The sequence below is a fragment of the Cronbergia sp. UHCC 0137 genome (assembly GCF_034932285.1).
Lineage (GTDB): Bacteria > Cyanobacteriota > Cyanobacteriia > Cyanobacteriales > Nostocaceae > Cronbergia.
The window spans coordinates 1-14,554 of record NZ_JAYGHC010000010.1 but is presented as its reverse complement, the minus strand read 5'-3'; the positions used below and the strand labels follow the sequence as shown (position 1 = coordinate 14,554).

The following is a 14,554-nucleotide window of genomic DNA, read 5'->3' as shown; positions in this document are numbered from 1 at the left end:
TATGAAATGCAAAAATCAACCCTTCTCAACTCTTACTCTCTGCGACTCTGCGCCTCTGCGTGATCAAAATTCATATTTCCACTCAGCAAACCAACCGCTATATCTCAAACCCAATGTCATTGTAGAACCACTTTTCAATCAATGGTATGCCTGGTCATACCTAATTTCTCCCGCCACAGCCGCCATGTATATTGCTAATTCCCATATACCAATTATGCAATCTTTTTTGGCTGCACCACAAGTACATCAAGATACTTTAAAAAATCCGGCGATGATTGGCGGACCTTTTATCAATCATGATTTTAATCGAGTTAAGGATATTCAGATATTACTAGAAACAACCCAAAAACAACAAGCACAATTATTAGAACTAGCGCAAGCAATTGAAGACTTAGAAAAACTCTTGGCTAAACATAGTCATGGTTATTCATTAGAACCTTTATATGCTCAAATTCCAGCAGCATTAAAAGGATATGTAGAACTTGTACAGGACAGTAATAGTTATCCGTCAATTCGCTTTATTGAAGGGCTATTATATCGCAGTTCATATTACAATCCCAGCAATCAATCAGTGAATTTATATTTAGGTGATGGAGATAAAAGGGCTTTTGTTTTGAGTACACCACGCTTACCAGATAATCAGAGTATACATCTAAAAATGCCCTTTAGCGATCGCACTCTTGACCAACTTTTCCAAATGCGTCACACTCCCCACCCCTACAATGACATTCGAGACAGTCTGAAAATTCAACCCCACCAAGAAACCCTATTTGCAGACTTTTTCACCACCACACCCCCCAACCAAGAACCAGATTACACCGGGGAAGCTGTCCGAGTTCGCTATTTTGGTCATGCGTGCGTTTTAATTCAAACCGAATCTATTAGTATTCTCTGTGATCCAATTATTAGTTATCCTCATAATTCTGGAGATAATCGCTACACTTATGAACATCTCCCTGCGGTGATTGATTACGTTCTCCTCACCCATAATCATCAAGATCATGTAATGTTAGAAACGCTGTTGCAGTTACGTCACAAAATTAAAACTGTGGTCGTTCCTAAAAGCAATAAAGGCATATTAATTGACCCTTCATTGAAATTGATGTTGCAACAAATTGGCTTTGAAAATGTCCGGGAAATTGACGAATTAGAAATAATTAATATTACAGATGGTTATATAACTGGATTACCATTTTTAGGAGAACATGGAGACTTAAATATTGCGGCAAAAGCTGCCTATTTAATTAATCTCAAAGGACGTTCAATTTTATGTGCAGCCGATTCTAATAATATTGAACCTCAACTGTACAACCACCTACAGCAAATCTTTGGAGATATAGATATCCTGTTTATTGGAATGGAATGCCAAGGTGCGCCTTATACATGGGCTTACGGAGCATTATTACCTAATCAAGTATCGAGAAAAATCGCCCAGACAAGAAGATTAGATGGTTCTGATAGTAGCAGAGCGATCGCACTTGTGCAACAACTCCACCCCCAGCAAGTTTACGTCTACGCAATGGGACAAGAACCGTGGTTAACCTTTATCACCTCAATTATTTATACTGCTGAATCGAAAGCAATAATTGAATCTAACCAACTAATCGCATATTGTCATAGTCAAGAAATTCACAGCAAACGCTTATTTGGTTGTGAAGAAATCTTCTTAACACCTAACCCTAAAACCTCATCAATTTTAGGAAGCATTTCCCCTCAATTACAACCGATAAATCCAACAGAAAATACCATCCAAACTTTCCTCTCCGAATTGCAGCGTTTAGATATTCGGATTTGGCTAGAAGATACCGACAGCATACCCAAACTAAGATGTAACACTCCCAAAGGAATTTTAACCCCTAACTTAAAAGCACAATTACAAGAACGCAAAAACGGAATTATCGAATTTCTACAAAATGCCGAAAAAACAAAAGTAGAAATAAATTGGGAACAAGAAACCACCCTAGATCCTACCATTATTCCTCCACCCCCATCTTCCTTACCTCCCTTAGCTTCCTCATTATTATTAACAGGTGCAACAGGATTTGTAGGCGCATTTCTATTGCGAGAACTACTAAACAAAACTACAGCCTTAATTTATTGTTTAATCAGAGCCGAAAATATTGAAACAGCAAAACAGAGAATAATTACAACCTTAAAAAAATATCAAATTTGGGATAACTCATACTCAGAAAGAATTATTCCCATAGTCGGAGATCTAGCCAAACCAAAATTAGGACTATCTGCACTAGAATTTGCAAACCTAGCCAAACAGATAGACATAATTTATCACAATGGAGCGAGAGTAAATCACACAGAACCTTATAACCGATTAAAACCAGCTAATGTGTTAGGAACACAAGAAATTTTCAGACTAGCAAGCCACAGCAAATTAAAATCAGTACATTTAATTTCCTCAATCAGTATTTTTGCAAGTAATAGTAATAGTAACCCACAGGTAACAGAAGATGCCAACTTAGATAATTATCCCCTACCTATTGGTGGTTATACCCAAAGTAAATGGGCAGCAGAAAAATTAGCCATAGCAGCTATAAACAGAGGAATACCAGTTAAAATATACCGCTTAGGAGCAGTTTCAGGAGATAGTAAAACAGGAGCATTTAATCAAGACGATTTCCTCTACAAACTGCTTTTAGGCTACATCCAATTAGGCAGCGTACCAGATACAGCCATGCCCTTAGAAATCTTACCAGTAGATTACGTCTGTAATGCCATTATCGAACTATCAAAAATAGCCCCCAACAATCAAATCTTCCATATCATCCAACCCAAACCAGTCTCCTCAGAGATTGTTTTTGAACAACTAAAAAAAATCGGCTTTGAAATTGAAAAAACCTCCTATCAACAATGGAGAAACAAAATCTTAGAAATAGCCCAAAACTCCCCAGAACATATCTTATATCCCCTACTTCCCCTACTACCTAGACAGAGAACCAGCGATGAATCACAACCCAATAATAAATTGCAAATTGACAACAAAAAAACCCAAAATATCCTCAATCAACTCATCACCCCACCAACCATCAACGAAAACCTAATACAAACCTACCTCTCCCACCTAATCCAACAAAACTCCTCTCTGCGCCTCTGCGTGAAAAAATCATGAATACAGAATACGACACCTGGGCTTGGCTATATAACCAAACAATGGGACCAGAATATTGCCAAAAGCAACTAAAACCCCTAGAAAAACTCCTCCTACCCCGACTAAATCAAAATGCACAAATCCTAGACTTATGCTGTGGAACAGGACAAATAGTACAAATATTAATTAATCAGGGATATCAAATAACAGGCATAGATAACTCCACAGAAATGTTAAATTATGCCCGTCAAAATGCCCCCACCGGCAAATTTATCCTAGCAGACGCGCGTCACTTTGAACTCACCCCATCCTTCGACGCTGCATTTTCCACAAGCGCAGCCCTCAACCACATCATGACAATTTCCGAACTTCAACAAGTCTTTGAAAAAGTATATTCAGCCCTCAAAAATAACGGCTGGTTTCTCTTTGACATCAACCATCATCAACAAATGCAACGCTGGTGGAGAGGTAAAATCGTCGAAGGAGAAATCGAAAATAAATACGCTTGGACACTAACACCAACCTACAACCCAGATGAACGTAAGGGCTACTTCCAAATCACCATGTTTCAACAAAAAACCAAACCATCATCCGCACCAATACTAAAAACAATTTGGCATTTATTTTCCCCAATATTAAACCACAGACTTTTATACAAACTCAGAATAAAACTCTTAACTGCATTTCAAAACCAAGAAAGAAACTGGCAAAAAATGGATGAAAAATATTATATCAGAGGACATATCCCCGAAGAAATAAAAACCGCATTACAACAAACCGGCTTCACCGACATTCACATCCTCACCCTAGAAGGAAACCCCACAATAGATGATAGACACTCAGCCTACTTCCTATGTCGTAAACCAGTAAACATCTAACCTTTCCACCTTTGCATCTTCGCGCCTTTGCGTGAGAAAAAAATTATGACAACTACTCAAAAAACCCCCCTAAAAAACTTCATCCAAAACTACAACCAACGCACCCAAACCTCCAAAAACCTAGCCCAACAAAATCGTCCAATATTAGCAGATAAAACCTCAATAGGCTTCAACTTTGCACCAGAAATCAAAGAACTCTGCTACCCCATTGTTATAGAAAAATCCAAAGGTTCTCGACTATGGGATATTGATGGAAACGAATACATAGACATCCTCATGGGACTAGGAATCAACCTATTTGGACATAACCCCCCATTCATTCAAACAGCCATTATCGAACAACTACAACAGGGAATGCACATTGGTGTCCAAAATACAATAGCTGGCGAAGTAGCCCAACTCATCAGCGAATTAACAGGTGCAGAACGAGTCACCTTCAGCAACACAGGTACAGAAGCAGTCATGACAGCCGTGCGTATCGCCCGCGCCGCCACAAAACGCCCAAAAATAGCGATTTTCACCAACTCCTATCACGGACACTTTGACTCTGCACTTGTACGGGCAACAATGACAGAATATGCTAAAAAAGCAGCCCGTCGCGTCATTGCGGCCAAATCTGGTAATTTACTCGGTAGACTAGCCCAAGCCGTTTTCTCAGCCAACCTCAACCCCAAAGCCGTACCCGCAGCCCCAGGAATACCCAAGAGTGCGGCTGCAGACGTGCTGATTTTAGAATACGGTAACGAACATTCCTTAAACCTGATTCGCAAACATCACCGAGAACTCGCCGCCGTCTTAGTCGAACCTGTACAAAGCCGTTTTCCCGAACTCCAACCCCGCGAATTTCTGCAACAACTACGACAAATCACCCAAGAACTAGGAATAGCCCTGATTTTCGATGAAATGGTGACAGGTTTTCGCATTCACCCCGGAGGAGCGCAAGCCCATTTCGGTGTAAAAGCTGACATTGCTACCTATAGCAAAATAGTTGGTGGTGGGTTGCCAATTTCCGTAATTGCTGGCAAAGCTAGTTACATGAACTACATAGACGGTGGACAATGGCAATTTGGTGATGATTCCGCGCCCCAAGTTCCCACAACCTTTTTTGCTGGGACATTTTGTAAACATCCTCTCGCCCTCGCCGCCGCCCGCGCCACCTTACAACACCTGAAGACAGAAGGTATTGCATTACACGAAGAGTTAAATCAACGGACTACCCAACTCGTCAGTGATTTAAACGCTCAGATGAGACAACAGGGCATACCAATTAAGTTTACTAGCTTTGGTTCATTTTTTGCTATCGCAGCCTCCCAAAGCGCAATTCAACCAATGGCGATGAATTTACTCTCCTATCATCTCATAAAAAAAGGAATACATCTGCGCCAAGGAGATAAAGGCGGATTTCTTTCCACAGCGCACACCGACGAAGATATTAATCTGATCAAAAAAGCTTTTCTCGACAGTATTAACGAATTACAAAAAGAGGAATTGATGAATAATTAAAAAAATAAATTCTTCTCTCTGTGTCCTCTGTGCCTCTGTGGTTCGTAAAAAAGTATTTTGATCTTCAAAAGCAGAAACATACTGCAAAACGTAAAAAACTCATGGTACTAGAACTCTTAACTCCTTGGGAATTACCTGTCAAACAGGAATTGAGCAAAACAAACCATCTTAAACTCAAAAAACTGCTGACAGAACTATTAATAGCATTAGCCGAAATTGATCCTCAACAAGGTATCAATATCATTGAAGATGCGATTGGTGAATTAGAAATATATGATGTATTTCCTTTAGAAACAAGCTCTACACAAACAACGTTAAAATACTGGGAGATAGAAGACTTTGATACTTACTTCCATCTACAGCACGTCCAAACCAATGAACCAGAAATATGTCTAGTCAAAGGCTTGCTATCAGCTTGTAAAAACTTCTTGTGTCTAAATCAAAGCAATTTAAATTTAGATATCAACCAAATCAATTTACAAAGGCAAGGATTCAAAAATTATGTCTATCTCTTAGGACGAGTATTTCAACTTAATTTAGAATCATGTTAAAAATTGCAGCCCAGGAAATTTGGCAAGGCTTTCACTGGTCATTTTTTATTAACATTCAAGGATTAATTATTTGTTTGCGTCGCTTTGAGTTAGAATTAAAAGACGGCAACTTACAACAAGCGCGAACAGAGTTAGAAACAGCTACACAATTAATGTTAGCTTCTGGTGCAGCAATGCAATTAGCTGGTAGCATGAGTCCTGAATTATATGAAGCAGAAATTCGTCCTTCGATGATGCCTCCTCATGTTAAATCTCATGATTTTAGTGGGTTAATGTCTTGGGAACATTCAGTTCTTATCAAAGTTTGGAAGCAGTTAAGACCCCATTTTGCTAATTTACCAATAGAATTAAAAGATCAACATCAAGGGTTTGTTGATGCTTATCTTTATCTTGCTTCTTCTCATCGAGCAGTTTGTCAAAAATTTGGTGGGGAGGAAGCTGGTAGTTTGCGATTTGAGCGTAGTTGTGCTGTTGATATTTTAGATGCTTTTGCTCGTAGTCGCTGTCAGTTTATTAATCCTGAAAGTTTGGAGGAATGTCTCACGCAGAGACGCAGTGAACCAGCGCTGTAGAAGGGTTTCCCTCCGCAGGCGACTGGTGAACCCGAAGGGAGGCGCAGAGTGAGATTTATAAGTTTGTTTATTTTAAGGGTAAGGAAATTATGAATTATTCTGTTGATGATATTACCAATTATCCAGCATCCCAACGTATTTTGGCGGCACTTAAAGAGGCTCGAATTAAGTTGGAAGCGGTTGAGTTAGAGAAGTCTGAGCAAGTTGCTATTGTTGGTATGGCTGGACGTTTTCCTGGCGCTGGAAATGTTGATGAGTTTTGGCATAATTTGAAGAATGGTATTAGTTCAATTGAGTTTTTAAGTGATGAGGAGTTATTGGAAAATGGGGTAAAGTTAGAAGATTTAAAAAAACCGAATTATGTCCGGGCTTATGCAAGTTTATCGGGAATTGATGAATTTGATGCTGCGTTTTTTGGTTATTCTCCTAGAGAAGCGGAAATTCTTGATCCTCAGCATCGGTTGTTTTTAGAATGTGCTTGGGAAGCTTTAGAAAATGCCGGCTATGATTCGGAGCAGTATTCGGGTAATATTGCTGTCTATGGTGGGGCTGCACTTAATAGTTATTTGGTGAATTTATCTAGTAATTCTCATTATCGAGATTCTGCTGATACTGTGCAAGTCGTCATCAGCAATGTTATGGGTTTAATGCCTACTCGCGTATCCTATAAATTGAATTTGACAGGAGCGAGTTGTGGTATTCAAACTGGTTGTTCTACTTCTTTAGTAAGTGTACATATTGCCTGTCAAAGTTTATTAAATAAAGAATGCGATATGGCATTAGCTGGTGGTGTTTCTATCGGTTCTGGTGAAAAAACTGGTTATCTTTATCAAGAAGATGGTGTACTTTCACCAGATGGTTATTGTCGGGCTTTTGATGTTAACGCTAAAGGTACAGTATTCGGTAATGGTGTGGGAATTGTTGTTTTGAAAAGACTGCGCGATGCTATTCAAGAAGGCGACCATATTTATGCTATTATTAAAGGGACTGCAATTAATAATGATGGTTCACAAAAGGTAGGTTTGACTGCACCGAGTGTCACAGGACAATCAAAAGCTATAACTACTGCTTTAGCAAAAGCAAAAATAAATCCAGAGACGATTCAATATATTGAAACTCACGGAACTGGAACAGCTTTAGGTGATCCTATTGAAATTGCGGCTTTGACTAAGGCATTTTCACCACATACTAATCAAAAACAATTCTGTGCTATTGGTTCAGTGAAAACTAATATTGGTCATTTAGATGCGGCTGCGGGTATTAGTGGTTTAATTAAAACTGCCCTAGCTATTAAACATAAACAAATTCCCCCAAGTTTAAATTTTACTACAGCAAATCCTCAAATTGATTTTGCTAACAGTCCATTTTTTGTTAATACTCAGTTGACACCTTGGATAAATCATCAACACCCTAGAAGGGCTGGAGTTAGTTCCTTTGGTATGGGTGGAACTAATGCTCATGTAATATTAGAAGAAGCACCAACCCCATTATCTCAAAATACTTCTCGTCCTTGGCATTTACTGACATTATCAGCAAAAACCCCATCTGCTTTAGAAACAGCAACCAAAAATCTCGCTGAATACTTCCAAAATTCCCCAGATGTAAATATTGCAGATGTGGCTTATACTCTACAAATTGGTAGAAGAGGATTTAGCCATCGTCGCTGCTTAGTTTGTCAAACCCCAGCGCAAGCAATTGAAATACTCTCAGGAATTGATGCTTCCCAATTGTTGAGTTATTCCCCAGAAAACAGCGAACTCAGTCTAGTATTTATGTTTCCTGGACAGGGTAGCCAATATGTGAATATGGGACAAGAACTCTACAACACCGAACCAGTTTTTCGTAAAGAAATTGACCATTGCAGCGAAATATTACAATCACATTTAGGCTTAGATTTACGTTCCATCCTATTTAAACAGGACAACGAAAATTTACCCAGTCCCCCAATCCCCAATTACGAATTACGAATTACGAATTACGAATTACTAACCCAAACCACTTACGCCCAACCTGCTCTATTTGTTGTAGAATATGCCTTGGCTAAACTCTGGTTATCTTATGGTATTCAGCCACAGGCAATGATTGGTCATAGTATAGGGGAATATGTGGCTGCAACTTTGGCGGGTGTTTTCACTTTGGCTGATGCTTTGGCAATAGTGGCGCAGCGTGCAGAACTCATGCAACAATGTCCATCGGGAGTGATGCTTTCGGTTTCCCTCGCGCCTGAAAAATTGCAACAATTTTTGACAGATGATTTAGTTATTGCTGTCCATAATGCACCCCAGTTATGTGTCGTGTCGGGAACAGAAGCCGCAATTACTTTATTAGAAGAAGTTCTAATACATCAAAATATTGCTCATCGGCGGTTACACACTTCCCATGCTTTCCATTCACCTTTGATGGTAGATGCGATCGCTCCCTTAACGCAAATATTACAAAAAATTACCCTCCAGCCGCCACAAATTCCCTTTATTTCCAACGTTACGGGAACTTGGATCACTCCAGAACAAGCCACGAACCCCAATTACTGGGCTACCCATTTACGTCAACCAGTGCTGTTTGCTGAAGGAATTACCCAACTCCAACAAACACCCAATCAGATTTTTGTAGAGGTTGGTTTTGGTCAAACTTTAAGTACCATTATCAGACAGTTTCCCGACGCACCCCTAACTCTATCATCTGGAAAACATCCCCAAGACAGTCAATCTGATGTAGCTTTGATTTGCAAAACCTTGGGACAACTTTGGCTGCGGGGTGTGACTATCAACTGGTTAGAATTTTACACCCAACAGCAACGCCGAAGATTACCCCTCCCAACTTACCCCTTTGAACGTCAACGCTATTGGGTAGAACGGGATACCTTACCAAAAACTACTTCTAATCCTTCTAAAACGCTCCAGAAGCAGGAAGAAATCTCAAATTGGTTTTATTTACCCTCTTGGAGACAAAAACCTCTATTGCGTTCTCCTGCACCCCTAAATAAACAACGATATTTGGTATTTTGTCATGCTGGAAATGTGGGGGAAACATTAGTACACCATCTTCAGCAAAGTGGACAGGAAGTAGTCACTGTCAAACCGGGAACAGGATTTATTAAAGAAGTTGATAATTATAGAATTGCACCTGAAAATCCCGAAGATTACAAAACACTTTGGTTGCAATTACAAACAGATGACAAGTTACCTGATGTAATTATCCATTCCTGGACTCTCCAAGAGTCTACAGATTTTCAACAACAGCAAAATCTGGGTTTTTATAGTTTACTTTGGCTAACTCAGGCTTTATCTTCCTCAACCCTATCAATTTATGTATTGACTCAACAAGTACAAAATGTTTTAGGGAATGAAACTATCAATCTTAATAATGCTACGATTTTGGGTTTAATGAAAGTAATTCCCCAAGAATACCCAAATTTGACTTGTCAACATATTGATGTGGCAATTTCTCACATTAACTTCCAGCAAATAGTTAGGGAAATCATCACCAATCCCTTAGAAAAAGCCGTTGCTTATCGGGGGAAAACTCGCTGGATACAAGAATTTCAACCAATTTCTCTCCCCGAACCAACCCAACTACCTCTAATTACAGGAGGTGTGTATGTAATTGCTGGGGATTTGGTGGAAGGTTTAGGGTTAATTTATGCCAAGTTCCTCTCAACCACAGTCAATGCAAAATTAGTGTTTCTGGGACGCGCAGATTTACCACAACCAACAGAATGGGATAATTGGCTGGCTACCCACGGTCGTCAAGACGCTGTAAGTTATTGTATACAACAACTGCAAGGTTTACAAGCTCAAGGATGTGAATTTTTATTTACCACTGTTGACTTAGCAGACATGAAACAAGTTGAGGAGGCGATCGCTCATTCTTTAACCCAATTTGGTACAATCAACGGTGTGATTCATGCAGGTGCCATGGGCGATCGCGCTAGTTGTCTTATTCGTAATCTTACCATACCACAGTGTGAAAAACAATTCCATACCAAAATTCACGGTCTATTGGCATTAGAAACAGCACTCCAAAATCAACACCTAGACTTCTTTCTATTACAATCATCCCTCTCGGCTGTCGTCGGTGGTATCGGCTTTGCGGCTTACGCTGGGGCGAACTGCTTTATGGATGCTATATCTCATCAACGCAATCAAAACAGTCACACTCCTTGGATTAGTATTAACTGGGATGCCGTCAGTTTAGCAGAAATTACCACTCCCACAGGTGCAGCCTTGGTAGATTTGTCCATGACTCCCCCAGAAGTTTGGCAAGTCACACAACGTATTTTAGCCCAACCTATCGCCCCACAAATCACCGTTTCCCCCGTAGATTTAGCATCTCGTCAACAATCCCAGTTACCAGAACAATCCACAGCTAATTATGTCCGTCCTCAAATTACAGCTACTTACATTCCTCCTAGCAATGAAATTGAAGTCAGAGTTACCCAAGTAATGGAAAATTTATTGGGAATTTCACCTATAGGGATTCATGATAACTTCTTTGAATTGGGTGGACATTCCCTATTAGCCATTCAAGCAGTTTCCCAACTTAGGGAAGAATTTCAAGTGGAATTACCCATGAGACAATTCTTATTTGAATCACCTACCATTGCCGGAATAGCCAAAATTATCATCGAAAATCAATCATCTGTTACTGATGATACAGCAGGGTTGGCAGCATTAATAGACCAAATTGAAAAAATGACCCCCACCCAAGTACAGCAATTGCTAGACCCAGATTTTTCATAGGAGAAAAAAAATAAAACAATCCCCTCTAAACTTGACTAACTTGCTCTAAACTACGATTGAGCCAATCTTCATACCAATCATAAAAACTTAATGGCTCTCCATCATCATCATCTGACATGAAATCATCCGGTTCTAGGTCATGGAAATAATGACAGAAATTTTTAGAAGCAGGATATATCCCACTATCATTAGTCCGGTCATCTATCCAAATTTTCCCCTTTTGCTCGCCAGTAATTACCAACAACGCATAAATCCCACAACCATAATTAGCAATAACAAAAGCACCTTGAATAAACTTATCATCTAAATAAGCATCTTTAGGTAAATCTAAATTATTCCATGCTTGGGTTAGAGAAAAAGTCTGAGAAATTATATCATATTTTTTTTGAGATGGTGTAGCAACCATTTCATTTTTGCAAATTGGTTCTAAAATTTTGTATAGTCCGTATCCAGGTCCAGCACCACCATTACCAACTTCTAATAAAAAGCAGCGATATTCATTAGGTAAGGTGATCTGATATTGAGTTTCAAAGGCTTGAATATCTACATCCTTTAAACAGGAGTTAAGTTGATACTCATGGGACTCTGAACCAAAAACTTCAAAAGTAGCATCTAAAATTGCTAATTGCTTTAACTTCTGTTTTAATTGTAAAAGTTTATTCATTATTTGCTCCAAAATTACCGCTACCCAGACTATTAATCAATAAAAACCACTTTTTTGTCTATCCTTTGGCTAATGCCAGATATAGTATTAAGATAAAATAAATTAAGCTTTGCTTGTAATGACTCAGGCTAAAATTTCCAATTACACAAATTCTAACAATCCTTTTCTGAACCTCAACTACGAAAGTGCGTTGGAATCTCTAGGAAGTGACTACTTTGACGAAGTTGCAGCCGAAGAGTTTCCCCAACATATTTTGCGTTGGCGTAATGACGCACTGCTACCCCGTTTAGGACTAGATCCTCAAGTTGTTAAAAACGAAGATTTTATCACAGCTTTTGGTAAATTTGAGGGTCGCAAACCTTTTTTGGCTCTGCGTTATCACGGTTATCAATTTGGTGAATATAACTCACAGTTGGGTGATGGTAGGGGTTTTCTCTATGGACAGGTACGCGCCACTGATGGCGAATTATACGATTTTGGGACGAAAGGTTCTGGTAGAACCCCTTATTCCCGTGGTGGTGACGGTATGCTCACACTCAAAGGCGGCGTGCGAGAAGTGCTTGCAGCAGAAGCATTACAGCGTTTAGGTGTGAGAACTTCCCGGTGTTTGAGTATGGTGGAAACAGGTTTGTCTCTTTGGCGGGGTGATGAACCTTCGCCTACACGCTCATCTGTGATGATCAGGATGAGTAGATCTCACATCCGCTTTGGCACCTTTGAACGATTACATTATTTACAGCGTCCTGATTTAACTAAAAAGTTGTTAGATCACGTAATTGAACAATATTATCCACACTTACGTGGTGAAAAAGATAGATATCCTCTATTTTACGGAGAATTAGTCAAGAGAGTAGCAGAATTGGTAGCGCAGTGGATGGCGGCTGGTTTTTGTCATGCAGTCCTGAATACTGATAATATGTCAATTACGGGTGAAAGCTTTGATTATGGGCCTTATGCTTTTATTCCAAGTTACGATCCTTATTTTACTGCTGCATACTTCGATTATTATAGACGGTATTGTTACGGACAGCAACCAAGCATTTGTCATTTGAATTTACAAATGCTGCAAGAACCGTTAAAGGCAGTAATTGATTCTACTGATATGGAAGTTGGATTAAGCCGATTTGGGGAGTATTATCAAGCTGAATATCGGGATTTAATGTTGAAAAAGTTGGGATTTGAAGATTCTGGATTTGCGGAAGCTGATGAACTTTTGGAGTTAGCGATCGCCTTCCTCCATGATAGTCAAATTGGTTATCATCAATTCTTTGCAGAAATGGCTCGCACGTTTTCGATCAAATGGCGAGATGATCCGGCTTTGGTGATGAATACTTCAGATATTGTCCCGGCTTTAGGTGGATCTGCAATTTTTGATAATTGGTGTTTACTCTATCACAAAATCCTCAATAATTTTGATCCTGATCAAATTGGTCAAATTGCCGCAACTTTGGCTAAATATAATCCTGAAACAGCGTTATTAAGACCTGTGATTGAGTCGGTTTGGGAATCCATAGCTCAAGCAGATAATTGGCAACCTTTTAATGATTTAGTACAAAAATTGCAAGCAGGGGGGGATGATATTTCCCAAAAATAAATTTCGATCTAGAAATCCTTACCCGTGCAACGGTATCTATGGGATGTCTTCAAAATTAATACCTAATTTTCTCAGGTATGCTGCGAGTTTTTCCTTTTGTTGATGTTCTTGATCTGCCCGTTGTCGTTCTTGGAGAGCGATCGCCTCTGCTTGTTCTTTAGCCACACGTTCCTGAAGAGCGATCGCCTCAGCTTGTTCTTTAGCCACACGTTCCAGATCAGCCCGTTCATTACCAGTCAACAACATCTCACCATCGGCACTCCACCAACGTAACCAGGGTACTTCCGTATCTTGTTGGATGCCTAACTCTACCCCCATTGGCGGAATTGGATAATGCCCCCTCTCATTTGCTGGCAATTTTTCGTACTTCCCATCTACCAAATGATAAACTTCAACTGAGGCTTTTTTAACTTCATAAATTGCATAAAAAGGAATACGAATTGCTTGTTCATATACCCAGAATTTTCCTGCTTTCTTTGGTTCTCCAGTTTTTTCATCAATATCATGTAATGATGTTGTATCTCTTTCTTCTGAACCATCACCAGAAACAAATTCTATGGCAATTAATGGGGCGACAATTTCTTTCCACATTACATAAGAACGGCGATATTCTCCAGATAGCAGGGGTTCTACATTGGGTACATAAAACCAATCTGGTGCTTCTGCTCCTTTTGTTGGTGGTTCTGTAATTCGCCAATAAATGCCGCTATCTTGTCCAATACAATAACGTCCGTCGGGATGTATTTTTTGTAAAACTGGTTCTATAGAAGTTGTCAGAATTATACTTTGGGGTAGCTCCTGAAAATTTTTCACAAAAGTCCCATCTGAATCTGGTAGTTGTGTATGGTCGGGGAGTGTGATTTGATCGTATTCAGATGTAGTTGGTGGTGCAATGATTGGTTTTGTTAATACCATAGCAACTTCATCACCTTAATTTTTCCCTAGTCTAA

Annotated in this window: 9 protein-coding genes; 7 read left to right on the top strand and 2 right to left on the bottom strand. The window is 39.5% G+C overall.

Annotated elements, in window-relative coordinates; all coding sequences use genetic code 11:
* Nucleotide 1: 1 nt before the first annotated feature.
* The 6 genes from VB711_RS06765 to VB711_RS06740 all read left to right on the top strand — a co-directional run bounded on the left by VB711_RS06765 (nt 2) and on the right by VB711_RS06740 (nt 11,346).
* Nucleotides 2-3,124 (top strand): thioester reductase domain-containing protein, encoded by a 3,123-nt coding sequence (locus VB711_RS06765; RefSeq protein WP_323285051.1) that lies wholly within the window; start codon nt 2-4, stop codon nt 3,122-3,124.
* Nucleotides 3,121-3,981: a class I SAM-dependent methyltransferase gene (locus VB711_RS06760; protein ID WP_323285050.1), complete on the top strand. Its 861-nt coding sequence runs from the start codon at nt 3,121-3,123 to the stop codon at nt 3,979-3,981. The genes VB711_RS06765 and VB711_RS06760 overlap by 4 nt, the downstream gene beginning before the upstream one ends.
* A gap of 45 nt (nt 3,982-4,026) precedes the next feature.
* Nucleotides 4,027-5,484, top strand: coding sequence for an aspartate aminotransferase family protein (locus VB711_RS06755; RefSeq protein ID WP_323285049.1), 1,458 nt, complete (start codon nt 4,027-4,029; stop codon nt 5,482-5,484).
* A gap of 101 nt (nt 5,485-5,585) precedes the next feature.
* The gene (locus tag VB711_RS06750; protein WP_323285048.1) at nt 5,586-6,035 is read left to right on the top strand and encodes a hypothetical protein; all 450 of its coding nucleotides are present in this window, start codon (nt 5,586-5,588) and stop codon (nt 6,033-6,035) included.
* Nucleotides 6,029-6,607, top strand: a complete 579-nt coding sequence (locus tag VB711_RS06745) for a siderophore biosynthesis protein (protein WP_323285047.1) — start codon at nt 6,029-6,031, stop codon at nt 6,605-6,607. The genes VB711_RS06750 and VB711_RS06745 overlap by 7 nt, the downstream gene beginning before the upstream one ends.
* Before the next feature lie 89 nt (nt 6,608-6,696).
* Nucleotides 6,697-11,346, top strand: coding sequence for a polyketide synthase (locus VB711_RS06740; RefSeq protein WP_323285046.1), 4,650 nt, complete (start codon nt 6,697-6,699; stop codon nt 11,344-11,346).
* Between the two features lie 25 nt (nt 11,347-11,371).
* On the opposite strand, the gene VB711_RS06735 is transcribed toward VB711_RS06740, so the two are convergent.
* Entirely contained in the window at nt 11,372-12,010 is a 639-nt protein-coding gene (locus tag VB711_RS06735) for an SMI1/KNR4 family protein (RefSeq protein ID WP_323285044.1), read from the bottom strand.
* A gap of 118 nt (nt 12,011-12,128) precedes the next feature.
* Between VB711_RS06735 and VB711_RS06730 the strand changes: the two genes are divergently transcribed.
* A complete protein-coding gene (locus VB711_RS06730; protein WP_323285043.1) occupies nt 12,129-13,604 on the top strand; it encodes a protein adenylyltransferase SelO in 1,476 nt (491 codons plus the stop codon).
* Nucleotides 13,605-13,640: 36 nt separating this feature from the next.
* Here VB711_RS06730 and VB711_RS06725 read toward each other — a convergent pair whose 3' ends face one another.
* A complete protein-coding gene (locus tag VB711_RS06725; RefSeq protein WP_323285042.1) occupies nt 13,641-14,519 on the bottom strand; it encodes a Uma2 family endonuclease in 879 nt (292 codons plus the stop codon).
* Nucleotides 14,520-14,554: the final 35 nt, after the last annotated feature.

What these genes read in the sequence shown, in the direction of transcription:
- VB711_RS06725 (WP_323285042.1), bottom strand. Translation starts at nt 14,519, where the DNA reads ATGGTATTAACAAAACCAATCATTGCACCACCAACTACATCTGAATAC.
- VB711_RS06745 (WP_323285047.1), top strand. Translation starts at nt 6,029, where the DNA reads ATGTTAAAAATTGCAGCCCAGGAAATTTGGCAAGGCTTTCACTGGTCA.
- VB711_RS06755 (WP_323285049.1), top strand. Translation starts at nt 4,027, where the DNA reads ATGACAACTACTCAAAAAACCCCCCTAAAAAACTTCATCCAAAACTAC.
- VB711_RS06760 (WP_323285050.1), top strand. Translation starts at nt 3,121, where the DNA reads ATGAATACAGAATACGACACCTGGGCTTGGCTATATAACCAAACAATG.
- VB711_RS06740 (WP_323285046.1), top strand. Translation starts at nt 6,697, where the DNA reads ATGAATTATTCTGTTGATGATATTACCAATTATCCAGCATCCCAACGT.
- VB711_RS06750 (WP_323285048.1), top strand. Translation starts at nt 5,586, where the DNA reads ATGGTACTAGAACTCTTAACTCCTTGGGAATTACCTGTCAAACAGGAA.
- VB711_RS06735 (WP_323285044.1), bottom strand. Translation starts at nt 12,010, where the DNA reads ATGAATAAACTTTTACAATTAAAACAGAAGTTAAAGCAATTAGCAATT.
- VB711_RS06765 (WP_323285051.1), top strand. Translation starts at nt 2, where the DNA reads ATGAAATGCAAAAATCAACCCTTCTCAACTCTTACTCTCTGCGACTCT.
- VB711_RS06730 (WP_323285043.1), top strand. Translation starts at nt 12,129, where the DNA reads ATGACTCAGGCTAAAATTTCCAATTACACAAATTCTAACAATCCTTTT.